This is a genomic window from Chromobacterium sp. Beijing (assembly GCF_021496765.1).
GTDB lineage: Bacteria > Pseudomonadota > Gammaproteobacteria > Burkholderiales > Chromobacteriaceae > Chromobacterium.
In genome coordinates, this window is sequence record NZ_CP053750.1 from 4893981 (window position 1) to 4919643 (window position 25663).

Annotated in this window: 26 protein-coding genes and 2 pseudogenes; 13 read left to right on the forward strand and 15 right to left on the reverse strand. The window is 53.2% G+C overall.

Annotated elements, in window-relative coordinates; translation table 11 throughout:
- The first annotated feature begins 53 nt into the window (after positions 1–53).
- The 4 genes from HQN78_RS22830 (at position 54) to HQN78_RS22845 (ending at position 4201) form a co-directional block, all read left to right on the forward strand.
- On the forward strand, positions 54–938 hold the full coding sequence (locus tag HQN78_RS22830; protein WP_235086537.1) for a GyrI-like domain-containing protein: 885 nt from the start codon (positions 54–56) through the stop codon (positions 936–938).
- A gap of 108 nt (positions 939–1046) precedes the next feature.
- Positions 1047–2807 carry an amidohydrolase gene (locus HQN78_RS22835; protein ID WP_235086540.1) on the forward strand — a complete coding sequence of 587 codons (1761 nt, stop codon included), beginning with the start codon at positions 1047–1049 and terminating at the stop codon, positions 2805–2807.
- Positions 2808–3053: 246 nt separating this feature from the next.
- Complete coding sequence (locus HQN78_RS22840; RefSeq protein ID WP_235086542.1) at positions 3054–3332, forward strand: transposase; 279 nt, start codon at positions 3054–3056, stop codon at positions 3330–3332.
- A gap of 11 nt (positions 3333–3343) precedes the next feature.
- Positions 3344–4201, forward strand: a complete 858-nt coding sequence (locus HQN78_RS22845) for an IS3 family transposase (RefSeq protein ID WP_235089895.1) — start codon at positions 3344–3346, stop codon at positions 4199–4201.
- A 308-nt stretch (positions 4202–4509) separates the two neighbouring features.
- On the opposite strand, the gene HQN78_RS22850 is transcribed toward HQN78_RS22845, so the two are convergent.
- Positions 4510–5820: an MFS transporter gene (locus tag HQN78_RS22850; protein WP_235086545.1), complete on the reverse strand. Its 1311-nt coding sequence runs from the start codon at positions 5818–5820 to the stop codon at positions 4510–4512.
- Positions 5821–6133: 313 nt separating this feature from the next.
- A complete protein-coding gene (locus HQN78_RS22855; protein WP_235086547.1) occupies positions 6134–6403 on the reverse strand; it encodes a metal-sensing transcriptional repressor in 270 nt (89 codons plus the stop codon).
- A gap of 1171 nt (positions 6404–7574) precedes the next feature.
- Between HQN78_RS22855 and motA the strand changes: the two genes are divergently transcribed.
- From motA to HQN78_RS22870, 3 genes are all read left to right on the forward strand, one after another.
- Entirely contained in the window at positions 7575–8435 is an 861-nt protein-coding gene (gene motA, locus HQN78_RS22860) for a flagellar motor stator protein MotA (protein WP_235086549.1), read from the forward strand.
- A gap of 69 nt (positions 8436–8504) precedes the next feature.
- The gene (locus tag HQN78_RS22865; protein WP_235086551.1) at positions 8505–9245 is read left to right on the forward strand and encodes a hypothetical protein; all 741 of its coding nucleotides are present in this window, start codon (positions 8505–8507) and stop codon (positions 9243–9245) included.
- 263 nt (positions 9246–9508) lie between these two features.
- Positions 9509–10663 carry a hypothetical protein gene (locus tag HQN78_RS22870; protein WP_235086553.1) on the forward strand — a complete coding sequence of 385 codons (1155 nt, stop codon included), beginning with the start codon at positions 9509–9511 and terminating at the stop codon, positions 10661–10663.
- A gap of 71 nt (positions 10664–10734) precedes the next feature.
- Here the strand turns inward: HQN78_RS22870 and HQN78_RS22875 are convergent.
- Positions 10735–11327: pseudogene (locus tag HQN78_RS22875) on the reverse strand (IS5 family transposase); the annotation flags it as partial.
- Here HQN78_RS22875 and HQN78_RS22880 point away from each other — a divergent pair.
- Positions 11322–11462, forward strand: coding sequence for an integrase core domain-containing protein (locus HQN78_RS22880; RefSeq protein ID WP_370646619.1), 141 nt, complete (start codon positions 11322–11324; stop codon positions 11460–11462). The pseudogene HQN78_RS22875 and the gene HQN78_RS22880 sit on opposite strands and share 6 nt — an antisense overlap.
- Before the next feature lie 449 nt (positions 11463–11911).
- On the opposite strand, the gene arsB is transcribed toward HQN78_RS22880, so the two are convergent.
- From arsB to HQN78_RS25940, 5 genes are all read right to left on the reverse strand, one after another.
- Positions 11912–12976, reverse strand: coding sequence for an ACR3 family arsenite efflux transporter (gene arsB / locus HQN78_RS22885; protein ID WP_235086556.1), 1065 nt, complete (start codon positions 12974–12976; stop codon positions 11912–11914).
- A gap of 52 nt (positions 12977–13028) precedes the next feature.
- Complete coding sequence (locus HQN78_RS22890; RefSeq protein WP_370646620.1) at positions 13029–13508, reverse strand: arsenate reductase ArsC; 480 nt, start codon at positions 13506–13508, stop codon at positions 13029–13031.
- Between the two features lie 40 nt (positions 13509–13548).
- On the reverse strand, positions 13549–14028 hold the full coding sequence (locus HQN78_RS22895; RefSeq protein WP_235086561.1) for an ArsI/CadI family heavy metal resistance metalloenzyme: 480 nt from the start codon (positions 14026–14028) through the stop codon (positions 13549–13551).
- A gap of 24 nt (positions 14029–14052) precedes the next feature.
- Entirely contained in the window at positions 14053–14382 is a 330-nt protein-coding gene (locus HQN78_RS22900) for an ArsR/SmtB family transcription factor (protein WP_370646574.1), read from the reverse strand.
- A 673-nt stretch (positions 14383–15055) separates the two neighbouring features.
- Positions 15056–15316 carry a helix-turn-helix domain-containing protein gene (locus tag HQN78_RS25940; RefSeq protein WP_370646575.1) on the reverse strand — a complete coding sequence of 87 codons (261 nt, stop codon included), beginning with the start codon at positions 15314–15316 and terminating at the stop codon, positions 15056–15058.
- A 236-nt stretch (positions 15317–15552) separates the two neighbouring features.
- Between HQN78_RS25940 and HQN78_RS22905 the strand changes: the two genes are divergently transcribed.
- Together HQN78_RS22905 and HQN78_RS22910 are read left to right on the forward strand one after the other, a co-directional pair.
- Positions 15553–16173 (forward strand): hypothetical protein, encoded by a 621-nt coding sequence (locus HQN78_RS22905; RefSeq protein ID WP_235086566.1) that lies wholly within the window; start codon positions 15553–15555, stop codon positions 16171–16173.
- A complete protein-coding gene (locus HQN78_RS22910) occupies positions 16136–17266 on the forward strand; it encodes an ImmA/IrrE family metallo-endopeptidase (protein ID WP_235086568.1) in 1131 nt (376 codons plus the stop codon). The genes HQN78_RS22905 and HQN78_RS22910 overlap by 38 nt, the downstream gene beginning before the upstream one ends.
- Before the next feature lie 14 nt (positions 17267–17280).
- Here the strand turns inward: HQN78_RS22910 and HQN78_RS22915 are convergent, their stop codons facing one another.
- Entirely contained in the window at positions 17281–17469 is a 189-nt protein-coding gene (locus HQN78_RS22915) for a hypothetical protein (protein WP_235086571.1), read from the reverse strand.
- 50 nt (positions 17470–17519) lie between these two features.
- On the opposite strand from HQN78_RS22915, the gene HQN78_RS22920 reads away from it, so the two are divergent.
- Entirely contained in the window at positions 17520–17825 is a 306-nt protein-coding gene (locus tag HQN78_RS22920; protein ID WP_235086573.1) for a DUF3892 domain-containing protein, read from the forward strand.
- Between the two features lie 114 nt (positions 17826–17939).
- Here the strand turns inward: HQN78_RS22920 and HQN78_RS22925 are convergent, their stop codons facing one another.
- Positions 17940–18938, reverse strand: a complete 999-nt coding sequence (locus HQN78_RS22925) for a sce7725 family protein (RefSeq protein WP_235089898.1) — start codon at positions 18936–18938, stop codon at positions 17940–17942.
- Positions 18939–19016: 78 nt separating this feature from the next.
- Entirely contained in the window at positions 19017–19871 is an 855-nt protein-coding gene (locus tag HQN78_RS22930; protein ID WP_235086575.1) for a sce7726 family protein, read from the reverse strand.
- An 84-nt stretch (positions 19872–19955) separates the two neighbouring features.
- On the opposite strand from HQN78_RS22930, the gene HQN78_RS22935 reads away from it, so the two are divergent.
- Positions 19956–20258: a helix-turn-helix transcriptional regulator gene (locus HQN78_RS22935; RefSeq protein WP_235086578.1), complete on the forward strand. Its 303-nt coding sequence runs from the start codon at positions 19956–19958 to the stop codon at positions 20256–20258.
- A 12-nt stretch (positions 20259–20270) separates the two neighbouring features.
- Here the strand turns inward: HQN78_RS22935 and HQN78_RS22940 are convergent, their stop codons facing one another.
- The 4 genes from HQN78_RS22940 to HQN78_RS22955 are packed head-to-tail and all read right to left on the reverse strand — an operon-like array spanning position 20271 to position 24758.
- A complete protein-coding gene (locus tag HQN78_RS22940; protein ID WP_235086580.1) occupies positions 20271–21428 on the reverse strand; it encodes a TniQ family protein in 1158 nt (385 codons plus the stop codon).
- Positions 21429–21431: 3 nt separating this feature from the next.
- Complete coding sequence (locus HQN78_RS22945; protein ID WP_166451004.1) at positions 21432–22322, reverse strand: TniB family NTP-binding protein; 891 nt, start codon at positions 22320–22322, stop codon at positions 21432–21434.
- Between the two features lie 11 nt (positions 22323–22333).
- Positions 22334–24205, reverse strand: coding sequence for a helix-turn-helix domain-containing protein (locus tag HQN78_RS22950; protein WP_235086583.1), 1872 nt, complete (start codon positions 24203–24205; stop codon positions 22334–22336).
- 1 nt (position 24206) lies between these two features.
- Positions 24207–24758, reverse strand: a complete 552-nt coding sequence (locus tag HQN78_RS22955; RefSeq protein WP_235086585.1) for a TnsA endonuclease N-terminal domain-containing protein — start codon at positions 24756–24758, stop codon at positions 24207–24209.
- A gap of 120 nt (positions 24759–24878) precedes the next feature.
- Between HQN78_RS22955 and HQN78_RS22960 the strand changes: the two are divergent.
- Positions 24879–25592 (forward strand): annotated as a pseudogene (locus HQN78_RS22960) (ATP-binding protein); the annotation flags it as partial.
- Positions 25593–25663 lie beyond the last annotated feature (71 nt).

Sequence of the window (25663 nt, forward strand, 5' to 3'; positions counted from 1 at the left end):
AAGCTTGGTCTGATGGGCTCTACATGAAGAAGATTCACCCATGACATTCCAACATGCGCCGCGCTAAAGCGCTTGCCCACAACAAGCTCAAAGTGATGAAAGCTTTGAACTTGATCAGCAGTTGCCTGGAACAGGAGCACTCGCTTGCCGTGGTATCTCGCCAGTGCGCCTCCTCCCGTTTCCACTTCCACCGCGTGTTCAAGCAGGAAACCGGCGAAACATTAAGCGAAGCGATCAGAAGACTAAGACTAGAGCGTGTCGCCAAATACCTATGCTCGTCCCAAATCTACAATATGAGCCGCTTAGCCGCTTTTTGCGGATTCTCCAGCTCGCAAAACATGGCAAAAAGCTTTCGGCGGCACTTTGGTCTAAGCCCGTCGGACTATCGGCTGTACATGCAAAATAGCAAGCATGGAAACGACATCCCGGCAGCAATTCAATACCTTGACGACCTTGATGCGGACAATGAAGTAACGGCTTTCGCCAGTATCCGGGAGCTTGCCGACCGGGAGGTGGTTTATGCGCGCCAAACTGGAAATTATGGTCAAGCGTCCTGCGCCCATGCCTTCTTGGCTCTAAGTGAAATGCTAGGCTATACACCGGACTTTCAGACTACGCCGGTGCTGGCGGTGTATTGGGACTACCCACTGGTCACCCCGCCGAACAAGTGCCGCACCGACATGTGCGCGCAACTTCCGAATTTGGTTGACCAGCGCGTGACCCAACGGGTGCCGGGCGGGCGCTACGCGGTATTTGCTTGCGCGGGGGATGAAGCGCTGCTGGCGCAAGCCTGGCACGCCGCGGCTGCCTGGATGGATAGACAGGGCTACGAGTTGGGCGACAGCCCCTGCTACGAGCTGTACTTGCCTGGGACCCAACCGGAGCTTGGCTGGTACGCGGTGGAGATCCATATGCCGATTGGCGAGCCGCCTGGCTGAATTCGGCAAACTGTCGTTTCCTGTCCGCATCGTCGTTGTCCATGTCGGCGCTTCGTCGCATGGTTCTTCTACATGTCGCCAGTGGCGGTCCGATGCCAGGAAACCACCATGTTATTGAAACACTCCTTATTCACTCTGGGCGTTCTCTTCTTATCGCTTACCGTATCGGCGGCGCCGCGCGGCAGCATGATTCTACACGGCGGCAATATCTACAGCGCTGACGCCACGCAACCACACCCTGAAGCCGTTGGCGTAGCAAATGGCAAAATCGTCATCGTTGGCGATTATGCGGTCGTTGCCAAGAAAATGGGGCCAAGCGCCAGCCGGCTTGACCTACAAGGCAAATTCCTGATGCCAGGCCTGATCGATACGCATGTGCATACCGGATTCGCCGGTTTCCAGAGCATGACCGAGACCTTTCCCGACACGTTGGGCACCGCCGAGCAAATCCGCGATTTTGTACGGCAGAAACAGAACAGCCCCAAGCTGCGCCTTGGCAACATCCTCTATTTCTCCAATGTTTCTTTGAGCTACTGGGAAAACCTGGAGCCCATTCGCCAAGTGTTCAACAGCCCCGAGTTCGCCACGGTCCCGGTAGTGCTGGCAGGCGCAGATGCTCACACAGGCTGGGTTAATCAAGCGATGCTGAAGCAGGCCGGCATAGATCAAAAACGGCTAGCCAAGCTGGGGCCGAGCGTTGCCAGCCACTTTGGCCAGACGCCGCAAGGGGAGTTGAACGGTTTTGTTTCAGAGGCCGGCTGGGACCAAATCCTGCAAGCCATGCCCCCGCTAGACACCAAGACCATGGCGCGCGCCATCGCCTCCGGCGCCCGCGAACTCAATCGGTACGGTATTACTGCCTGGATGGACCCCATCACCAACATCCGGCCGGCCTCCGCCGTCTTTAGTGCCGCTCCCACCGCACGCGATCAAGGCCAGTTGCCCGCTTACGCTTATCTGGCCCAACAAGGGCGTCTCAATGGCCATGTGACCGCGCTGGCGCTGGTAGGCATCCATTCGGGTCCTGAAATCATCCAAGACGTAATGAAGCTGAAACGGCGATTCTCAGGCGGCCGACTGAATCTGGGAGGCATCAAGATTCTGCAAGACGGCGTGATCGAGGTGCCGTCTCAATCCGCCAAGCTCAGCCAGCCTTACCTGAACCGGCCGGACTACAGCGGCAGCCAAGATCTGAACCAGCAACGCTTTAACGAGTTGATTGCGGCGGCCGACCGCCAGCACTTGATCGCACACTTTCACACCATTGGCGATCGTGCGGCCGATGAGGCTCTCACGGCACTTGCCTATGCCCGCGCCCGCAATCCTGAAGGCCGGACCCTGCACAGCCTGACGCATTTGGAAGTGGTTGCCGATCGGCACATCCAGCAGTTCAAACCGCTCAATGTCGCCGCATCGATGCAGTTTCTGTGGTCAGGGAAAGACGCGGCCAGTACCAGCTTGTTGGCCGACGTTAACCCTGCACTCCGTCAGAAGCTCTATCCTGCGGGGAGTTTGATTCGCAGTGGCGCCATCGTTGCAGGCGCCAGCGACTGGCCAGTCTCCACGCCCAATCCCTTCCATGCCATGTACACAGGGATCACTCGGCAGGGGGAACTGGGGGAACTCCCGCCGGCGGACGAAAAAATCTCACGCCAGGATGCCTTGCAGGCCTACACCCTCAATGCGGCGAAAGTGATAGGGCTGGGTCAGCAAATTGGCAGCATCACGCCGGGGAAAAGCGCAGACTTCGCCCTGATTGACCGTAATCTCGAAAAGGTACCAGTGGCACAGTTCAAAGATGCCAAGGTGTTGTGGACCATGCTAGCCGGCAAAGTGATTTATCAGCAGATTGCGGGTCAGCCCAGATAAAGCTGAGTTATTGGCTTATAAGTAGAGGCAGGCGATGACGTTGCCTGCCGCTTCATTTGCCCGCACAGTCCTACAGGGGGTTCTGATAGGCGGTACACTGTACGTTTCTTGCACATTGTCCTCTGCTTGTTTTTACTGAGCTCGTGCAAATTTTGCACAACCTCGTTGACTGAGCGAGTAGCTTGAATCGCCCCCACTTTCCTAGATACCTTGTGAGCCTCACACTCGGCCCCACAAGGAGGTGTCATGAGCAGACCGCGGTTCCCAGAAGAATTCAAAATTGAAGCCGTCAAACAGGTAACCGAACGTGGCTACCCCGTTTCAGAAGTCGCCAGTCATCTCGGCGTATCTACCCACAGCCTGTATCAGTGGCTGAAATGCTATGACCCCAAGCGGGCCCAGCCTGCCGAATCCGCTGACCAACAAGCTGAAATCCGCCGCCTCAAGGCAGAACTCAAACGGGTAACCGAAGAACGCGACATCCTAAAAAAGGCCGCCGCATACTTTGCCAAAGAGTCCGGGTAAGGTATGCCTTCATCCGGGCTCACGAGCAGCAGTTTCCTATCCGGCGACTGTGCCAAGGCATGTCTGTACACCCCCGCGGCTACTACGCCTGGAAAGCGTCCCCCATTCACTTCGTACCCGCGAAGACCAGCGCTTGCTGGGGCACATCAAGCAGGCCTGGCTGGAGAGTGGCGGTGTCTATGGGTACCGAGGTATATGATGACCTGCAAGCCCAGGGAGAGCGCTGCGGCAAACATCGCGTGGCACGACTGATGAAGCAGGAGGGCCTACGTTCGCAGACGGGCTACTTCCGACGAACTGGGCATTGCAGTGGCCGCCCAGCGGTGGTCGTACCAAACCACCTGCAGCGTCAGTTCACAGTGGATGGCCAGAATAAAGTCTGGGTGACCGACATCACGTACATCCGCACGCATGAGGGGTGGCTGTATCTGGCGGTGGTGCATGATCTGTTCTCACGGCAGGTCATTGGCTGGTCGATGCAGTCACGTATCGATAGAGAACTGGTGCTGAATGCCCTGTTGAGGGCGGTATGGCGACGTCAGCCCAAGCAGGAGGTGCTGGTGCATTCCGACCAGGGGAGTCAGTTTAGCCGTCATGACTGGCAAGACTTCCTGAAGGCCCATAGTCTGGTGCCCAGTATGAGCCGACGAGGGAATTGCCACGACAATGCCGTGGCGGAGAGTTTCTTCCAGTTGCTGAAGCGGGAGCGCATCAAACGAAAAACCTATCACAATCGGGAAGAAGCTCGCCGGGATATCTTCGATTACATCGAGATGTTCTACAACCCGAAGCGCCGGCATGGTTCCGCAAATGGGCTATCGCCGGTAGAGTTTGAGAAGCACTATTTCCAACGGCTCACAAGTGTCTAGGGAAACTGGGGCGATTCAACCCAACCCTACTGCCCACTGGTTTCCTCAGCGTGGTATCTGAAGTGGATTATCTACTACGAGGTTTTTGGCCCAAACTTGCACGTCTTGTCGGCTAGAGCTTCAATATGCCATTTTCACTAATCGGTGAGGCCAGATGCCTCTCTTCTTGACCAGACTACACATGGATGATGGGGATAAGGGGCGCGGTCTCCGCACGGCAGGATCTATTTGCTCAAGATGCCATGTCAGGATACCAGACCATCTGTTTTTTCCGGTTGGCCAGTTTTCTCGCAGAGGCTTCACTGGAATTAAGGTTTAGGCCAGCTTGGGTGCTGATCATCTATGATGAAGACATGCTCGTGCTCGCCACCCTGTTCGTGCTCAAGCAGATGCGGATGCCCCCCCGGCAAGTTGTCATGGTGGTGCGTGATATGTTCCGGGTCGTGGCGCGCCCAGATTTTGGAACTAGAGAACACAGCCGCACCGGCCAGTATGCCGAGAATGCCAAAGGTTGGTAGCACGCCTAGATTCGCTCCCAGCCAACCGGCCAGAGGATAGGTGATCAACCAGCAGGCGTGCGACAGGGCAAACTGAGCGGCGAACAGGGCCGGGCGATCTTCGGCATGCGCCGAGCGGCGCAGCAGACGGCCAGAGGGAGTCTGCACCAGAGAGTAGCCCAGGCCAAACATAAACCACAATGGTAGTAGCAGCGCAAAGCTGCTCAACTGTGTGCCGAGTAGCAGGCCGGCAACCAGAATGATGCTTCCCCCCAGCATAGCACTACGGTCAGAGACATTGCGCAGCAGCCTTGGTAAGAGTAGCGCCGATACCATTGAGCCGCCACCGAATGCGGCTAGTGCCCAGGCGGTAGCATGCTGCGATAGCCCGAAACGCGCTTGTACTAGCACGACGGTATTGACGATCACCATAGAGCTAGCGGAGGCCAGCGCCAGGTTCAGCGCCAGCAAGCCGCGCAAACGTGGCGTTGCGAGATAGATACGGATGCCCCGCGTGGTGCGGTCATAGATACCGCGTTTCACCATTGGTGCCGCTTTGGGTAATACCACCGATACCACCAGCGCCGCAGACGCAAGGAAGCCAATCACTGTCCCACCGAACAGACTGTGGTAGCTGACCACTGATAGCAAGGCCGCCGCGAGCATCGGGCTGGCAACGCTCTCTAGGTCATATGCCAGCCGCGAGAGCGACAAGGCCCGTGTGTAATCATCCTCATCTGGCAGTACGTCGGGAATAGCAGCCTGGAAGGTCGGAGTAAATGCAGCCGAAGCCGATTGCAGCACAAAAATCAGCAAATAGATTTGCCACACTTGCGTGACGAATGGTAGCGCCACCGCTACCGCGGCGCGTATCAGATCCAGCGCTACCAGCATGCTGCGTCGTGGCCAGCGGTTGGCGAAGGCTGCTGCCACCGGCGCCACTCCAATGTAGGCAACCATTTTGATCGCCAGTGCAGTGCCGAGCACTGCACCGGCATTCCCGCCGGCTAAATCGAAGGCCAGAAGCCCAAGTGCCACGGTGGCAAGGCCAGTGCCGACTAGCGCCACCACTTGTGCCAAAAAGAGATATCGATAAGTCCGGTTGGCAAGCACGTTCAACATGGCAAGCTTTCTTGATTATTGCTGCTGTTCTCAGGCGGAAGGAAGTGACCGAATGTAGGTGCGCTGCTGCGAGGTGGTGTTGCCTTACATTGGAACAACAACTCGAGACTGAGTTAAGACGGCGGCAATCGCAGCAAATCAGGGGGGCGCTTGACCACAAACGCCTGCTGAGTTTCATCGTAAAGTGGACGCTGGCATTAACAAGTTGCCGTACGATGCGCGCTGGCGCCCAACGGTAGTACACAATAAATGAGTAAGTAAGCTTTACCTTGCAGCAACAGGAGGTCGAGTCTTGTCATGTAGGTGCTCTAGCTCATAAGTATTTGGTGATGGCCTTGAATGCGAGAATAGTTTCTTCCGTACTTTGAGCGCTTTCACGCACGGCATGCTCAAGGCAATGATCGATGTGGTCGTGTACTAGTGCTCTCTTGGCATTACTGATGGCGTTCTCCACTGCCTGCAGTTGTTGGGCAATATCCAGACAGTCACGCTCCTCCTCCAGCATCGTTACAATGCTTTTGAGATGGCCTTGGGCGCGCTTCAGCCGGTTCATGATTTCAGGATGCGAGGAGTGTATAGTCATTATCATATACTATCCTGAGGTATAGGATAGTGCAAGTGGTTATCCATTGGGCCTCAATTTCGTAGCGTCTTGCCCAAAATCCCGCTTTAGGCATTGTCAATGCTGTCCGAGGCATAGCTAGGCCGTAGCAGTACACGCACGCGAAACGCTACACACACATCAAAGTCAGATGTCGAGTTGCCCACTGTTGATTTGCAGCGGTGGCCTGTACCAAGCTTGGTCACGCCTCTGCTTCTCAAACTTTTGTGCTGTGTAAGTAGTACAACAATTTCGTCGTAAAGCCTCTAAGCCCCCATGAGGTTGCTGTCGATATAGCAAGATAAGAGGCTGTGTGCTATAGCACAGGAACAAACCTAGCCACACTTAAAATGTTGGAGTATGAGACCTTGACGATTAATATCAGGTAGTAGTTAAAACGTGGTCTAGCAATGGCACCTCAGGGCCTAAAACTAATTTTCGATACGGCCTTAAATTTTTCGAGTTTAATTGCCCCAGACTCTCAAGGCCACTCAATGAATTGCAGAGAACTACAGATGCTCAGGTGGAACCATCGTTCGATGGCTTCATGGGTAATTGTTTTCTTGTTATTTGTTGGTCAAATATGTGGCTATATGCGCCTTCATGAACACACCCAACCACCTTCATTTAGCACGCCTCATCATATAGTTAATTATTGTCATGAAGCCTGCCCTGTAAGGTACTCTAGAGACATATCAGTTACTGCCCCCAAACTACATACCTCCTCACCCCCTCTCATAATCACAAATAACCTTATGTTACTTGTGTCTTTTTTATTCCCTCTTCTGTATTTTTCAGCTTACTTTCGACATCAGGCAATATTTCCTTTTCTTCCTTTGCGCTTTCAATATTTACGCTTTAATAATTAGTCTTCTTTTACGGTTAAAATTGATTTAATATTTTGATGCGGCAGATAATATTTTCATTTGATTTTTAAAAATATAATTTTCACTTGCTGTCTGTGTCAAAATAATTAAACAATGCGATTGCAATAACCGCGTGCACATGTTGATCAGAACAAAAACTGATTATGTTTTTGAAAAACAAAATCAAACATATGACTATGGAGTGGTGCAAAAAATGTTGCATGACGGATTGTCGTCTCAATTAAATTTGTCGACAGCAGTAACGCTCATATAGACAAAGGAATGTCATGAATGTAATCATTGGCTACGTAGTTGTCCTAGGAATGATATTTGGTGCATTCCTTATTCACGGTGGCAACATTAGTGTTGTCCTGAAGGCAATGCCGACTGAACTAATGGCTATTTTTGGAGGTGCATTTGGAGCTTTTGTGGTTGGAAATCAGTCCAAGGTATTAAAGGCAACTATTGCTCTTCTTCCTTCAATTTTTAAACCATCTAAATATACAAAGGAACGCTATCTAGAATTAATGTCTATGCTTTATACTGTACTTACCAAAATCAGAAAAGAAGGACTAATGTCTATAGAGGGTGATATTGAAAAGTCTCATGACAGCCCTCTTTTTAATAAATTCACAACAGTAAGCAACGACCATCATGTTATGAAATTTTTGACAGACTATTTGCGTATGATGGTCTCCGGAAGTTTAAATGCTTTTGAAATAGAAAATCTAATGGATATCGAACTGGAGACCCATCATCATGAAGCTCATGCTCCAATCGCAGCCATTAACAGACTTGGAGATGCGCTACCTGCATTTGGTATTGTTGCGGCAGTTTTAGGGGTTGTTAATACGATGAGTTCTGTTGGTGAGCCACCATCGGTGCTTGGAGGAATGATTGGCTCCGCTTTGGTCGGGACCTTTTTAGGTATTTTACTGGCCTATGGAATTGTTGCTCCGCTTGGCTCTCTTCTAGAGCAAAAACTTGATGAAGAGACTAAAGAACTACATTGTATCAAGGCAATTTTGCTTGCAAGCATGCAAGGTTATGCTCCGCAGAGCGCCGTTGAGTTTGGAAGAAAAGTGATCAACTCAACTGAGCGTCCTGAGTTTGCGGAGATGGAGTCTCATATAAAAGGAAATAAATAACGCATGGCAACTAAATCGACCATGTTAATCAATAAATCAATGCTATGAATTATCTGAATGGATGGCTTCATGCTGGGATTTGACTCAAACAAAATACTTATTTGGCTTCAGTCTAGACCCTCTGCAAAAGAACTAAAAAAAGCGTATCCAGAGGAATGGATAAAAATGGAAGAAGAGCTTTTTTCAGCCATTGAAAATCATAGTGCCCTCCGTTTGCATCGATTGCTGCACCCACATGAAAGCTTTTCTAATTCAGGGGAAATGACAAAACTAACTGCCTACGAAAAGAAAATACAAACTTTAGCAATAATTCGACAAAGAATGGCTTCAATTACAATTGGCCGCTATATAGCTTTTAATTTAACCAGAAAGCAAAATGGGAAAGTGCGCTTTAATTTTTTTAATGGCTGGATTGCACAAATGTTATTCTTTCGACAGAAATTTGAGCAAAAACCTGTCTCCCATTTTTGGTTTAATGCTTTTTGGCCTATCCTTTGGCAGCGTCAGCTATTAATGCCACTCATTGAGTCAAAGGGCATTTACTGTTTTTACTCCAAATCTTTAATTAAAAATCTTGTAAAATTAATTGGGGATCATTCCTGCTTAGAAGTTGAAGCTGGGGATGGATTATTGGCAAAATTTCTTAAAAATTCAGGAGCTAAAATTATAGCAACGAGTAGCAAAAAGATTCGTAAGCATTCCGTGCATGGATATGTTGCGCAGATGAATTCAAATATTGCCCTTCGGAAATTGGCACCTCAGGCGGTAATTTGTTCATGGCCATCCTCATATAACTCATTCGAAAAATAAATATTTCTTACGCCAAGCGTTGATATTTATATTGCAATTGTATGTCAGCATCAATTCATGTGTGGGGACTGGATGTCTTATCAGGCACAGACACAGTTTTCTTTAGAGAAAAGAACTGACCTGAGCAAGCTAGTTCTCCCCCCGAGCAAAAACCCGTCGTGATTATATTCAAAAGAATTTCTAATACTTAGGCAAAAATAAATTGAGAGGAGGATATAGTGTCAGGTCATATAAACAAGAGTACTTGTAGAGCTCTATATTTAGTGCAGACACTGACCTCATTTGGAGTTGAGCTTTCTAATTTTACACTTATTATAATTGCATTTAAATTAGATCAGAGTCATGCGCTTAAAACGGTATGTGTCGTATTCTTTATTAAAATGATAGCACGAGTTTTCATAACGCCTATCGTATCAAAAATTAACAGTGACACATTTAGAGAAATTGCAACTATTATTGCATTTCTGTGTTCGGCTTTAGCTTTTTCTTTGGTTAATGTGACCAAGGTATGGCACATTTATGCACTCGCAATCGTGCTACAAGTCTCTTTCTCACTATCTTTTTCTTTCCTTGATTCTGCCTTGGGTAACATGTCGTCTGACAAGAATAATTTCTGGCTGGTAAAAATATTAATGGGTAATGGGCGCCATTTTGAAATATTTTATATTTTTATTATGATGTACATATTTTTACTAACAATCGGCTTGCCTGCTTTGTTTGACGTTGCTGCAATTATTTTTTTTACTTTAGCTACTTTCATAGCTTGCCTTCATTTAGAAAAAACCGTAAGCCCTCAAAATGCTAGCAGTCAGATTCAAAAAAACTTGTTTTATACTTTTCTATTCAATCCATGGTTCAGGGGAGTGCTTGCTATTAATTTCATAGCTTCATTAGCTACTGCTGCAGTCACAATTAATTCTTTTACACTTGTCCAAGGTGTCTATGGTTTAAGTTACGTCGAAACCATTAATTCTCTTTTGATTTTTGCTTCTGGCCAAGTGTTTTCCCGCTTAATGCTCAATAGGATTTATGCGGTCCTCTCAAAGAGAGATGTCGTTTTTTTGGGAGGGTCATTGTTGGTCGCCGGATTGCTTATCGCAGTTAAAATTCACTCATTCTCTTCCATGTTAATTTTATGGTTCACTCTGGGTGTTGGCATTGAGCTATCTTGCACTCCCATAGTAAAATTATTACAAAAACCAATAGATTCAAAAACAAGAACTAGGTTGCTTTCAGCCCAATACACAACATCTACTCTCTGTGCTGTTATTACTTATCCAATAGTAAGCTGGTCAGAAGTGTACATTGGCACCCAACCATCTTTTTTAGTGTTTGGCTCTCTCGCAAGCATCGCCATCATTATTGGTGTACGCTATTGGCCTCACAATGAAGATTCATCCAATTTTTCATTGAAATAACATATGAATCGCCCCACTTTACTAGGGCACCTCGAATAACCCGAGATTTTCAGTAACCCCAGCCGCAGCATAATGCGGCGGTTGCGCTGCTGCTTGCACTCGGACAGCTGCTTGTTGGCGTGTCCCTCTGAATCCGGTTTCGGAATCCGCCCTGGGCAAGTTAGGCTTCACGGGCTATCGGATGGATAGCCTCGGTCGGCGTAGACATCCCGGCTTGTATTGCCAGTATCAAAGACGTTGTCGAAATGCTGGCTATCGTGCGTACTGGCCGTGTCAGTTTTGAACTTACGGATCAGCTTGTATTATTGTCGACGTTCACCGACAGCTTGTAGCCGAAGTAGGATTTGCCGTGCTTTTTGGTCTAGGTCGCATCTTGGTCCTTCTGACGCCGTTTTGCGGGTTTCCAACCGGCCGGCGTGGCGCGTTGCTCGAGCAGCGCCTTCTCTACTCTGCTGTTGTGCTGCTTCGGCGCCGGCACCTGCGTCGCGTCGATGATCTGGCCGCCGAGTGCGATATAGCCTTGCTTGAGCAGCGGCGCCGATACGCCATCGAACAGTGCCTGAGCACCGGCTTCACCAATCCGGTTCTCGAAGGTCCAGATCGTGTTGCGTTCGGGAATGTTGACCGCCTGGCCCAGCCCGCAGAAGCGCGGCAGATCATTGCGGCTTGGAGGGACGACTACAACCAGGTGCGCCCCCACGGTTCGATTGGCCGCATACCACCAGCAGTGTTTGCGGTGCGCTATCGCCAGCAGTGGACCACCGAACTATCAAGCAGTACCACTACCATGCAAACCTAGGACTTCTCTCCTTATCGCTGGTATGGCTGGAGGGGGCAGATCATTAGTCCAGCTGATTTCGAGCATCTCGGCACGATACTTTTAGGTTAGTGTTATCAAGTTAGCTTGGAGAGGCTACTTGGTTGAAGAGTGGCTATCCGGATGAACTGTAGCCGTACTTCTCGCTTCCAGCGCCTTGCTGGTGAGCTCTGGACCGTTATCAACCTGGATCAGCTCCAGACAGCGACCTTGAGCCCATCGGCGGTCTAACACGCTTACCCGACAGGGAATGATCCACCTCAATCCAGACTACTTTCCGGTTCCAGGTATCGATCACTGTCAAGGTCCGAATCCGCCGGCCATTCCACAGCGTGTCGGCGACGAAGTCCATCGACCAGAGCAGGTTCGGCCCGGTCGTTTGTGGCAGAACCATACGCCAATGACTCGACCGTTTCTTCCGCCGGCGCAATTCACTTTTCGTACCAGTTTTTGCTGGCATTGACGACACGAACCACCAATAGCATCACCGGCACCTCAATCAGCACGCCTACCACCGTAGCCAGCGCGGCACCGGACTTGAAACCGAACAGGCTGATCGCGGCCGCGACGGCTAGCTCGAAGAAGTTGGACGCACCGATCAGCGCCGACGGACAAGCCACCGAGTGTTTTTCCCCAACCTGGCGGTTGAGCCAATAGGCCAATGCCGAATTGAAGAACACTTGGATTAGGATGGGTACGGCCAACAACGCGATTACCAGCGGTTGTTGCAGAATGGCCTTGCCCTGGAAAGCGAACAGCAGGATCAGCGTCAGCAGCAGCGCCGCGATCGACCACGGTTGGATCCGGTGCATGGCGGTATCAAATACTGCCTGACCTTTATCCAGCAGCATCTTGCGGATAGCCTGTGCGATCAGCACTGGCGCCACGATATACAGTCCTACCGAAGTCAACAGTGTGGCCCACGGCACGGTGATGCTGGAGACGCCCAGCAGCAGGCCGACCAGCGGCGCGAAGGCGAACACCATGATCAGATCGTTCAGCGCCACCTGGGATAGCGTGAAGTATGGATCCCCTTGGGTCAGCCGGCTCCACACGAACACCATGGCGGTGCACGGCGCGGCCGCTAGTAGGATCAGGCCTGCGATGTAGCTGTCCAGCTGCGCCGCCGGCAACAGCTGCGCAAACCACACCCGAATGAACAACCATGCTAGAAAGGCCATCGAGAACGGCTTGACCAGCCAGTTGATGAAGAGGGTGACGCCGATACCCTTAATGTGCGCCTTAACCTGGTGAAGTGCGCTGAAATCGATTTTCAGCAGCATCGGGATGATCATCACCCAGATCAGCAAGCCGACCGGCAGGTTGACTTGAGCGATCTCCCAGCCGCCGATTGCGTAGAACACGCCGGGAAAGACCTGCCCCAAGCCGATGCCGGCCACAATGCAGAGGGCGACCCAGGCGGTCAGGTAGCGCTCGAATAGGCTCAGCGAGGTACCTGCGGCGCAGGGATGGGCGACTTCAGATTGGGTGGACATGCCATTCTCCGTGGGATGGGGGCGATCATGCATGCTGCCGCGAAGGCGGTGCTCAGAGGTGCAGTGTGCCGATGCGATCAAGTTCAGCTTTCAGGCGGGGCCGATCCTGGCGCAGCGTGTTCAGCGGCAAGGCCAGGAAAGCCTCGATTCGCGCGCGCAGGATGCGATAGGCCGTGAGAAAGGCTGCGTCGATCTCTTGAGCTCTGCCCGTCGCATGGGCAGGATCCTCTACGCCCCAGTGGCTGCGTAGCACCGGCCCGAGATACGCCGGGCAGGTCTCGCCGGCGGCGCTGGCGCACACCGTGATCACGATGTCCGGCGTCGCCGGCAGTTGATCCCAGGATTTGCTGTGGTAGCCATCGGTGGTGATCCCTTCTCGCGCTAGCAGCGCCAGCGAGCGCGGGTGGACTTGTCCGGTCGGCTGGCTGCCGGCGCTCATTGCATGCCAGCCCGCCGGCGCCAGGTGGTTGAAGACTGCTTCGGCCAGGATGGAGCGACAAGAGTTACCGGTACACAGAAACAGCACATTGATCGCGGCTTGGTTCATGGAGAATTCTCTTTCTCGGTAGTGTTCAGCAGCAACCGCTGTCCGGCGCACAGGTGTTCTTGGGTGTGAACTTGACGGCGATCTTCGGCGTACAGCAGGTGCTGGCCGTTTCTCCGGCTGGGGGCTCGCCACCGTTGAATGTCGGGATCGACGCCAGCGTCTGGTAACTCTCCCAGGCGATGCCGGCGGGGGCGGTGACCCAGTGTTTGTTTGATTCGGCGTAGCAGCAGGCGGTGCCTGTCTGCGTCACCATGCTGATGTTGGCCGCCTGCAACTGGTGTTGTAGCCCTACTAGCTCTTCCTCGCTGTCCACCTGAATGCCGAGGTGATCGACTCCTGAGGCGGTGCCGCGGCTGGAGACCGCGAAGTTGAGCCGTGGATCCTCCAGCATCGACTTGGCGTAGTCGGTTTTTTGGACCGTAGGTTGTGTGTTGAACAGGGCCGAGTAGAAGCGAATGCTGTATTCCAGATTGGCTACCGCGACGTGGACGTGAAAGCGTTTCATGATCGAACTCCCGATCGTGATTCGTTATGAGCAAGCGCCATCGCAGGGCGAGATGCTGCTCGCCGGCGCGCAAGCCTCGCCGCGGCAGCAGTTTTCAGTCAAAAAGCCCAGCAGGGCATTCATTTGCTCGTAGTTGGCCGAGTAGTAGATGAAGCGCCCCTCCTGGCGAGCCAGGATCAGGCCTGCGTGAGATAGCTCCTTCAGGTGGAAGGACAGTGTGGCGTTAGCCACGGCGAGCCGCTCCCCGATCTGGCCAACCGCTAGGCCCGTGGGGCCCTGCTGGACCAGCAGTCGGTAGATTGCCAGGCGCGTGTCCTGCGCTAGGGCGGCTAAGAGGATGACAGTATTTTTCATTTCCATATTTCCATATATATAGAAATAATGAATGTTGTCAAGGGGAAGGGCTATTTTGTATAGAGTCGTACAGGGTACGCACTTGCTTCTGAATACGGGGTGATCAAGAAAATCTATACCTGGTCAGCTTATGGTTCCTAAAGGGCGGCCAGAATATGATTCCGGTCACAGCCCGTTCATAAGTCGACGCAGCATAGTCATAGAGTCGTTTCCGATGAGGTACGACTTTGCTTCTCTGTTGTCTGCTTAACGTGGTATCGGTAGCGGATTGTCTGTATTTAGGCTATCCGCCCAGGCTTGTACCGCCTGGTGGCGGATGAGATGGCCAGCGTCTACATCATCCAGCGCTTCTCTAGTGAGACGATCGCGTTCCTCTTCCCGCGCGATCCAGGTGGACAGTGCCCGACTTATGACCCAGTCGTGCGAGCACTCCAAGTGATCGGCCATTTGGTCGATCTTGTCTGCCAAGGCAGTTGGAATTTCCACTGTGAGGACTCGGGTTGTAGAGGAAGTCATCACGGTCTCCTTCGCTAAGTTCAAATGGACTTGAACGACTCATGGTTGAAACGGATGAGTTAAGAATCATTTCCAATTAATGGCCAGGATGGCCTGCATGAGTCGGAACAGGTGAGTGCGCCGCCAGTGTGCCAGGTTGTTCTGCCATGGCGTTCATTTAGCCCGAATGGCTCGGATCCTGACGCGTCCGCTTGCTTCGCCAAGCTTTGAGTAGGCTATCACGATCCTCTTGATCGAGTAAGCATAGCAAGTCCAGCAGGGCGTGCATCCCCTTTGGCCGGTGAATGCCGCGTACGTACTCGACATATGTACGTGGGCTGATGTCGATGAGAGTGGCCATCTGACGTTGCGTCAGATGGCGCTGTTGCTTTCTAGAGAGCATACGTTGGGCGAGGCGGAGGAAGTCGTGGAGCTCCATAAGTTCTCATTCTGCATATTTTATGAGCGCAATCCTGCCTTTTTTCTCGGAAAATGACAATCATGAGTTACAAGTTTTATCAATATTCCATTGGTTTTTTTGTTACACGTTCATGTACTAAATGGTTGATTTGTCGTTAAAAATATTTTCTGGAATAATTTACTGTGCTATTTGTTGTTGTATGCGCGGAAACCTTTGATAGTCAATGATTTGGCGCTTCACAAAAAGGGCATTGGATGTCTATAATTTCTTCTGAGTATGCAGTAGAAAAGCTGTCTACGTTTTTTGATGCACTGGCTGATATCCCTTATGACGCCTTTGATTCTTGGAAGGCGAATCCGATGGCGGCGAAGGTAGTGACGCGGTCGGTGGAAAGCATGGGCATCTGGAATGAGATGGTGCGCTTTGCCGAAGAGCGCTTCGAGGGTCATCCACGCGCCAAGTGGGTCAAGCTGAAAGCGCAGTTCGGCTTGCTGATTGATCAGCGGTTTTTCATTCGCTTCAAGAAGGGCAATACGCGGCACAAGTCGTCCAACTATCCGACACTGACCGCGCTGCAGTTTCATGATCAGGAAGTCGACATATTCGGTGCCACCACACACCGGATGGAAGTGCTGTACGTGTTGGACAAAGCCGGTGTGAAAATCGAGTCGGTGTTGCTGGTGCAGCGCCATAAAGGCCGTATCGTTGTAGACATTGAATTGAATCGAAATGCCCCGCCGGCGACCAATGTGTCTCCGTTCACCCCAGTGCAACCGTCGCTGGATGGAACAGACTCGGCCGCCCACATCATCAAACAGCCGGGTGCAGGTAACAAAGATGACGCTGATTTCAAAGATGCAGGCGGTGGAGCATGATCTTAACCATGAGATGATATTGCTTCGTCGCCGGATGCTGGGTTTGACCCAGGCGCATGTTGCGGACAGCCTTGGCGTAAGCCAGGGCTTTCTTTCTAAGCTGGAGCAGGGCCTCAAAGAGATTGATGAGCCCTTGCTGGACAAGTTGTGCGATGTACTGAGGTGCCGTAGGAGCTTCTTCGCGTATTCTGAGCGCATTTACGGGGCGCCGCTGAGCACCCACCCAATGTTCCGCAAGCATGCCTCGGTCGGACAGAAGGTGTTGGATAAGCTGCTCGCGGATGTGAATGCCCGAATTGCGCACTTCCGGTTGATGTTGTCTGGTCTGGAGATGCAGCCGGACTTCCCGCTGCCGCAGTATGACCTGGACGATTTGCCCAAGGGCGCGGTCCAGGCTGCGCAGTATGTACGCCGGGCTTGGCAGTTGCCTGATGGCCCGATCCCTAATTTGACGGTGCTGTGTGAACGCGCGGGTTGTCTGGTGTTTGCCTGCGACATGAGCGAAGCCAAGATCGATGGCATCAGCTATCGGATCGCCGGCTTGCCGCCGCTGATTTTTCTGAACAAGGATCTGCCGGGTGATCGTTGGCGCTTCACCCTGGCTCACGAGCTGGGCCACTTGGTGATGCATGCCTACCCCAATCCGGAAATGGAAGATCAGGCTAATGAGTTCGCTTCTGAACTATTGATGCCGGAGAAGGATATTGGTCGCGATCTGCGCAATATCGATTTGGCCAGAGCCGGCATGCTCAAGCCGATCTGGAAGGTTTCCATGGGTGCCTTGCTGGTGCGCGCCAAGCGATTGCAGAAGATCACTGAGGGACAGTCCACCTATTTGTGGCGCACCATGTCCATGCTGGGTTACCGGACGGCGGAGCCGGCCGAGCTGAGTATTCCTCGCGAGCGCACGACGTTGGTGCCCAGTGTGTTCGAACATTACAAAGGACAGCTGGAGTACAACGAAGAAGAAATCTCAGAACTCCTGGGGCTGTATCCCGAGGACGTGCCCCAGCTTTATGAGTTGAGCAACTGGAAGCACCGGCTGCAGCTGGTGGATGGACGTCAAGCCGCCAAACCCTTGCGTCTTGCCTAACAGCGCGATGAGTCCTATACCGCTTGGTCCGGCTTCAAGCGCTGCCGCAGCGCGGCGCGCTTGAGGGCAAAGTAGCGCTCGGCCTCCTCATGGGGAATGCCGGGGCGCGGGTCATCCAGCGCCGCCTGGACGGCTTGGATAACGTATTCGTCATAAGAAATCGTAGATTCGGGGGTGGGGGGAATCGGCTCTGATTGTGGCATGGGGTCTTCTCCTGACTTTCGCTTTTAGTGTATTTCAAAAGGGGCTTCACATGGCAACAACAATCAAATGCACGGCGCGCCGCATGGTGGGCGGCGCAGGTCATGAGCACATCGGCCACCTCTGGTGGGACAAAGTTGATGACTCGGCGAAGGTGTTGGAAAGTGGGCACTGTACTCGGGACCAGATGGTTGACTATATCGAGAAAAATGGGAATTTCTCGGTGTGGTGTCCGGATCGTAATCCGCAACGTCAGGGCGCTTGGGTGCATGTCCATTACAACGGGCGCATCAAGTATGTTCAGACTGTCGCCGATAACCGTAAGACCGACAACCTGCTATCTTTGCCTGAAAAATAGATCAACTTGATTGGTTCTTAGAGAGCGCCGATACCCCGCGGGGCATCGGCGTTTTTGCTTCACAAGCGGTTATAAAAAGTGAAGCTAGCTCTACTTCGGTTGCAAACTACTCGCCTAGTTTTTCATCATGGCTTGTGTGGATTTGGGTTGAGAGCAAAAATAATTCATTGCCTCGATGTAGTGAAGGAGAGCGAATTCTTTTACATCTCCTGGCGTGATCTTTTGTTGTCTCTCATAAAGGTCAAGTAAGAGATTGCAGCCGTAAGACTCAAGCCAGATCTTTGGGTTTTCAATTTTAAATGCTAAGAGTTTCTTCGCGGCTTTTAAGAATAGTTCAGAATAAGCTTCGCGAATCATTTCATCGCCTTTGGTGGGGCCGCCAACGAAATGACTCATCCAGACTCCATCGTCACCTGGCTGTGTATAACCGATATGTATGGCCGCCGCTTTGGCAGTAGCACCTCCGTTGGTGGGGTGCTTGGGGGTCTCGATCAGATAGTCAGAAAAGCCAACAATATCTTGTTGTTGGCAAAGTGTAGGGAGAGTGTGCAGTTTGCGGGGGGTCTCAGGATAAGATTGATTGTTGTCTGCCTTGATGAATGCATCTTGTAGAGCAATGCTTCCAAATTTGGAGTCAAAACGTTGGCGATAGCTACTTGAGACCGTTTGAATGTCAAAAATATGGTATTGAATTACAGAGTCTTGTAGTAGCGAAATTAGTTGATCTGCATCCAGCATTCGTCGATGAATGACCGCCTGAATCTGTTGAGATGAAAGGATTTGTTTAATTTCGGCTAAATCAGTTTGCTCGCGGATCAGAAGGGCTGGTAAGAGATTGCTCGTGTCGATGTGGTCGTGATCAAGTAGGCCAAATTGCTTCAGTTCTTGATTGGAAATAACTTCGTGGCTTTTATCAAAATCTTTTTGATAGGGATTGATAACTAGTAAGGCTTTACGGCCGCCGCTCATCCATTCTGCAAGCCCATACCATTGACTGTGCCAATCTCTCATAACTGGCTCGATAATAGGAATGATCGGGGCGTATCGGGGGAGGATTTCGTTGGCTCGAGCCAAGCTGCAGCCTTCCCGTTCGCGGGACAATAAATATGGCATGTAAATCACGAGACTTCCTTTTCGATTGCGGCGGGCGGTCTCGTAATGATATATGAATATTACATTGGCGTGTGAGTGCTAGCAGGCGGGAAGAGCCATTGCGCGAGTGAGCTGGATAGATGCTTGGCGTGTGAGTTTGGTGCTCAGTCCAAAGTGCGTCATGGCCCTAGGGAGGGAGCGTGAATACAGATCTCGGCTATGTAGGCGGTCACGCTGCTTAAGGATTCTTACCATCATGTCATGAGTGGTTGATGGTGAGAGTTGCGCGAATCGCTGCGCGCAAGCGCGCATCATCAGCGCCGGGGTGGCTGATGGCAGTTTGCCGTCTATGGCCATCAGTATGCCTTCGTACTCAGCTTGCCGTAGGGAGAAGAACATGGCGAGAGACGATAGGTGCGCAAGGTTACTGAGAGGTTCGCGCACAGTGTTGAGCTTTCCCTGAGGATCAAGCTCAATCAAACCAACTGTTTCTGGAAGGTGCGGGAGGAGTGTGGCCGAGCAGCTGTGATGTGTCACCACGTTTACGTGGTCAAAGATTTTCAGGTAGTCGTTGAGTTGTTTGTCTAATCGGGTCAGGTTGTCGAGTTCGGACTTGATCTCATAGACGGTTGAGGTGCCATTGATAATGACCAGATCCGCCAGTGACTCATAGGCTCTGAACTCAGATAATAAGACCGCTTCGCCTGGAGCGTGGCGCTCAAGCACGAGCTGTTGAGCAATAAGATTCTTATAAACGTATTCGTTACGATAGTTCTGTACTAGTAACTCAAATCCTTGATCAAGCAATTCCCCGATCGACATCCGCTCCTTAGTTTCGTTAGGGGCCAGGCCACTTTCCCGTACGCGCGCGCGAAACGCATCCAGACCATTCTCTTGAGATAGTTGTCGGAGTGCGCTTCTCGAGAAAAGCTTAGCAATCGAGCGTAGGTTCATGATGCATGATAGATCGTTTGTGGAACGTGTTTTTAGTATATCATGAATGCACTAATTGCATAAAATGACTGAGTCATCTGTCTTATGGTTACCACATCTATCGCCGACCTTGTTCGTCAGGCCAGAAAGAAAATAGGCAAGAATCAAAAAGATTTTGCCCTATACCTAGGAAAAGACCAGAGCGTTGTCTCGCGCTATGAGAGTGGGCGGGCGATGCCTCCCGGAGATGTGATTATGCACTGTATGCATATACTGCAAGCGGATACCGGCAGCAAGATGGAAGTCGACCTAGACGAATTACTAGTTAAAATCCGTCAGTGCTTGTCAGGGCCTTCTCAAGCCCAGACGCGCGGCTTGTTATTTGAGCTGTTGAATGTCCTTGCTTAAAGAGCAGGGGCCTTATCGCTTCGCAGCGCCCCGACCATGCCATTGCTCCCATACCAGCTCCATGCAATCCCTCGATAGGCCTAAGCAGTCGACCAGTGAATGAGGTGTTACTTCTAAGCCATGGGCTTGCAGGTAGTAGCCCGCACTTTGGGTCTCCATCGCATTTGGAAGGTAGCGGCGTTGATCCAGATGCGTGTCCGCCACGCTGGCCAGCCAGAAGGGCTGCTGATCCACATGCTCAGCCAGCCGGGAACGGGTGAAGCGAGCTTGGGCGCAGAGGGAGAAGAAGCGCGCCGGCCAGTCTTCCAGTAGCCAGGCGACGGCGAGCAGCAAGATAAGGCGCACATGAGGAGGCTGGTATTCGAATTCATTGTGTTGCCCTGGTAGATACCAAGGAATCTCCACGCCCAGGGTATCGCCGAGTCGCTGGCGTAGTTGCCGTCCATTGCGACCACTTAGCACACTGACCAAGGTGCGCAAGCCGATAAAGAACGGCAGGCTGCAAGGTGGGGTCAGGGGGCCACATTCCCAGTAGCCTTGCTCGATTGCGGCAATGATGCGGCGCAGCCGCTCCCAGGATGGTGGGTCTGACCAGGACCAGAAGACTGGGCTCATGCTAGCGAGGTCGAAGTGGCAGTGGCTGCAGAGCCTCAGGGCCTCATCGTCAACTGTCTTGCCTCGTCCAATGCCATGTCGGTGAAAGGCGATGGGGGCGTGGCATGCAGGGCAGCACTCCTCCATCACACACTGATGATGCTCGCAGACGACATATAAGGCCAGCCTCCACGGAAGACGATAATAGGCGACGGGGGATTGTGCCAAGCACAACGGGCAGAACTGCATGCCAGGCCGTTTGCGCTTGCGGTGATAGACCCCGACCGGTCGAATCCAGGACCAATGGCCATTGATTGGCGTATCGAATAGCCGTCCTTGGTAAGGAAGCAACGTCAGCGTCTGCAGTTCTGCTACAGCATGGCCGGTATGCTGAGCCAGCAGTGTCAGAAGCGCGATAGATGGATCACGATCGGTATCGCGGTTCCAGATTGGAGCGTGGTAGCCCAATAGCTTGTCGTAAAAGGTATGGAGCATGAAGCCATTGGCAAATGCCAGCCGCACCATCCAGGAGGAGAGGATCTCTCCTGGTTGCGGCTGAGGGTGCATCGGCAGCATGGTTTACACATGCGCGGCCAGGCGGGTGCGATCGCTGGGCGAGACGTAGCCGCAGGCATTTAACGTCTCCGCGGTGAGCTGCTCCTCTCCATGACGCAAGGCATAAATCGCTGCTTGGTTCAGCAGTATCGATAGCTCGCCGATAGTGCCTTCCGACATGGCGAGGATCTTGGCGGCCAGCATCGACTCGTGCAGGTTGGACGGCCGCGGCAGCGGCAGCACGCGCTCGAACGACATCAGCAGCTGGCGGAACGCCTTGTCCATCTGCCACTTCGGCAGTAGCTCCGGCAGGAAACGGTTCTGGATTTGTGGATCGACACTGACCGCGCGCAACAGATCACCGGTGCCGCAGCCGACAATCGAAATCTGCAGCTCGTTGCCCAGAAACTTGATCATGTTGAGGAACTGCTGCTGTTTCACCGATGAGCCGGCCAGCACGTTGTGTAGCTCGTCGATGATCAGCACCTTCAGCTGAATGCCGCGTAGCACGCGAATCACTTGGGCACGCTTGGCATCGGTGGATGAGGTCGGCACGCTTTCGAACAGTGCATTGAGGATGCCTGAATAAAAGCCGGGCTCACTGGGCGTAGGCGGTGCCTGGACGTAGAGCACCGGCGCAATCATGTATTCGGCGCCGGGGTTTTCTTCCGCGGGGTGGCGTTGGGCGAAGTGTTGGATCAGTCGGGTCTTGCCGTTGTTGCTGCCACCGATCAACAGCATATTAGGCATACGTGCCTCGCGGGGGTGATCGACCAGATCTTCCAGCTTGGCCAGGATATCTTGGGCCCGCGGGTAGCCAATCCAGCGCGGTCGTTTCAGCCAGGTGATACGGCTGGCTGCATCCAGTTCGACCTGCTCGGCCGTGCTGGGATGGAGATGAGGATATTTACTCATGATGGGGCTCCTTAGCCGAGCTGGATGTCGCTGAAAGGTTGGATATCGTCGTCATCGGCTGTTGGCTGCACCGGGAGGAGCGGCGCCGGTACTACCGACGCATGCACGCCGACCCAGCCGTTGCGACGCTCCGCCATGCGACGCTTGCGTTTCTCCGTCGCGCGATGTTGCTTGGCCAGGCGGGTTTTTTCGACGGCCTCGGCCTCGATCTCGCGCATGCGGCGGATGCCCTGGAAGATCATCTCTTCGTCGACGTGGCTGACCGGATCCTGCTTCAGCCGCTGCAGCGTCGCGCGCAGCTCCCACAAGCTGATGGCCGGTCGGGTGTTATTCAGATACGGCACCGGGCTGTAGCAGCGGGTTTCCGGATCCAGGAAATACACCACGCTGATGTCGCGCGGGTCGCGTGCAAACAGAAACTTGCGTCCCTTGCCAGTGGCGCGGACTTCGGACTCGACCCAGCGGCGCAAGATCGGCGCGTAATAGTGGATGTTGTCAATGACCACGCCGTGGCGCTGGATGGTGCGCTCGACATAAGGGGTAAAGTCGAGGCGGAAGTTCTCCTCATCCTCGATCGGTGCCGGCAGGCCGATGCCCGGGCGCTCGGCGGTGCCGTGGACGAATTGGTGATACAGCTTGATCGGCGGCACCTCGTTGATGCCCTTGTGCGCGCGGTGGTGGTAGCAGTAGGCCACGAAGACCGTGAACCACAGTTCCAGCTCGGCCAGCGTCATGCAGGCGCGGCCTTCCGAGTCGTAGTTCATCTTGGCCTGCACGTTCGAGAAGGTCGTGCCGGGCAGACTCTGGCACTCCCCCATGAAGGTGCGGAATGCGCGCTCGATGTGAGGGCCGTAGTTCGGCTGCCCCTTCGGGCGGTGTTCCAGGATGATCCCGTGCTGCTCGCAGGCGCGCTTGAGCATCTTGCCGTGGAACTCCTTGGCATTATCGACGTGAATCTTGCTCATTTTGCCGTAGACCGGCCACTCCGCGACGATGTCGCGTTTTGCCAACCAATGTTCTTTACGCATCACCGCGTGGGCCACACACAAGCCGGCCGACAGCGAGCTGGGCGGATCCAGCGTCATCAGGAAGCCGGAAATCATCTTGGTCGCCACATCCAGGGCCACAGTCAGATAGGGGCGGCCGATCGGCAAGCGGTGTGCTTCATCAACGATCACCACATCGACCTTGGTATGGTCAATTTGTACCACTGCATAGGGGTAATCGGCGCCGGGAAACTGGCCGCGTAGCGGCTCGAGCTTCTCGCGTGCCAGCCGAGGGCTATAGCGCTTACTCAGCATCTCCCGCTGGTCGATGGCGTAGGCGCGCGCATAAACCGTGTTTTGATTGGGAGGTTCCAGATCCGCCTCTTGGCATGCCAGCTTGATCAACTTGTATAGCTTGAGAACGGAAGGCCGTTCCTGCTTCAGGTAGTAATGCTGGATCTGAAGAGCAATGATCTGCTCAACCTCCTCGGAAAGGCGGCTGCCGCCTTTGTCCGAACGCGGCGTCCGCAGCAAAGAGGAAACCAGGCCGGTCTCTTCGAAGCGGTTGAGCCAGCGGTAGATGGTGACCAGGCTCTTGCCGGTGGCGTCGGCCACCCGCCGCACGTCCTGCGTGCTGCGACCGGGCAGATCCAGCAAGGGGCGTATGCACTCGTAGCGTTGTACTGCCAGATCCCAGTCTTTGTCTTTGGCCAGTAGGTGGGGGGCTGTAGGGTCGGAGGGTGAGACCGGAGCAAGGCTAAGGTCACAGACCGCGGCGATTTCGGTTCGGGAACCGTCGATGGTGCGCAGGATGGCATCTGAGAAGCCTTTCAGCTCCAGCACGATGGCGGCTTGATCGCGCCAATAGACCACTTGGCCTGGGCGGATGGTTTTCATATCAGTGCTCCTCCACTGGCCACAGGCGGGAACGCATGGTCAACGGCACATTCAGGTCGCAGCCGATGGCGCCGATCGCCACCAGATGCCAAAGTGTGGGAATCAGCCGGGCGCGATTGTGGGCATCGCGGCAGAGGGCAAACAGCAACATCTCCGGATCGGTCTCATCGAGGTCCCAGAGCGCCTGAAGAATCTGCCGGCGGGCATCAGGTGACGGACTCTGCTCCAGGTAACGCCAGAGGAATTTGGCGTTGTCGAGGTAGGGGGTACGAATTTCGCGCTCGGTGAAAACTTCGAAGCGCCACCCCTGATCCAAAGCATAGGCTTTAGCGGCTCGGAACTTGCGAAGCAGGTTGTGCCAGTCCAGGCGGAAATCAGCCCGGTACTTGACCTCATATAATACGGGCTGCGGGGTCTGTGAGGCTGTTGGCTTGAACTGGATAAGGCCATCTGGGGTGTAGGTGCGCAGTTTCCCGAGCGGGTCGAAATACCCGATGGTGACCGGTTGAGCGGTGAAGTGCTCGACACTGGGGTCGAAGCGCAGGATCTCCATGAGATCGCGCTCCAATGTTGACTCGTACTGACCCAGCCGGGGAACCATACCAGTTACACTACGGCTGTTGTAGACGATGTCCCTGACAGGGGTGTATCGCAGGGGGTGGCCCATTTGCATGCTCCGCTGGAAACTCTATCTATTTTTGCATTTATTTGTGGAAATTACAGCGGCGGCAGCGATCCGCGGCCGGGAGAAATCAGCCTGGCGCATCACGGCGTTTTGTTTCTGGACGAATTGCCCGAGTTCGATCGCAAGGTGTTGGAAGTGCTGCGCGAGCCTCTGGAGGCCGGGGTGATCCACATCTCGCGCGCCGCGCGCCAAGCCAGTTTTCCCGCGCGCTTCCAGCTGATTGCGGCCATGAATCCCTGTCCGTGTGGTTATCTTGGGCATTTCAGCGGAAAATGCAGCTGCACGCCCGAGCAAGTGGGGCGCTATCGAGGTAAAATCTCCGGTCCCTTATTGGATCGCATCGATTTGCACGTTGAAGTGCAGTCCTTGCCGGCGGAGCAGTTGGTGGGCGGGGCTGTCGGCGAGTCCAGCGCCTTGGTGCGCGAACGGGTGGCGACGGCGTATCGTCTGCAATTGGCCCGGCAGGGAAAGGCGAATGCCGGCTTGAGCGGGGCCGAATTGGAGGCGATTGGCGATTTTCACGCCGAGGCGCTGGCATTATTGCGGCAAGTTTTGGACAAGATCGGCTTGTCTGCGCGCAGTTATCATCGGATACTTCGAGTTTCCAGAACCATTGCCGATTTACAGGGTCAGGCAATGGTCATGCGGGAGCATGTGTTGCAGGCGATTCAATTACGACGCGCCGCAATGCCTAATGGCTAACAATAAATAAAGAATTGATCAATCCAGATAGTTTGTTGAACTATTTGATTAGTTAAAAGCGTAAGTGCTGC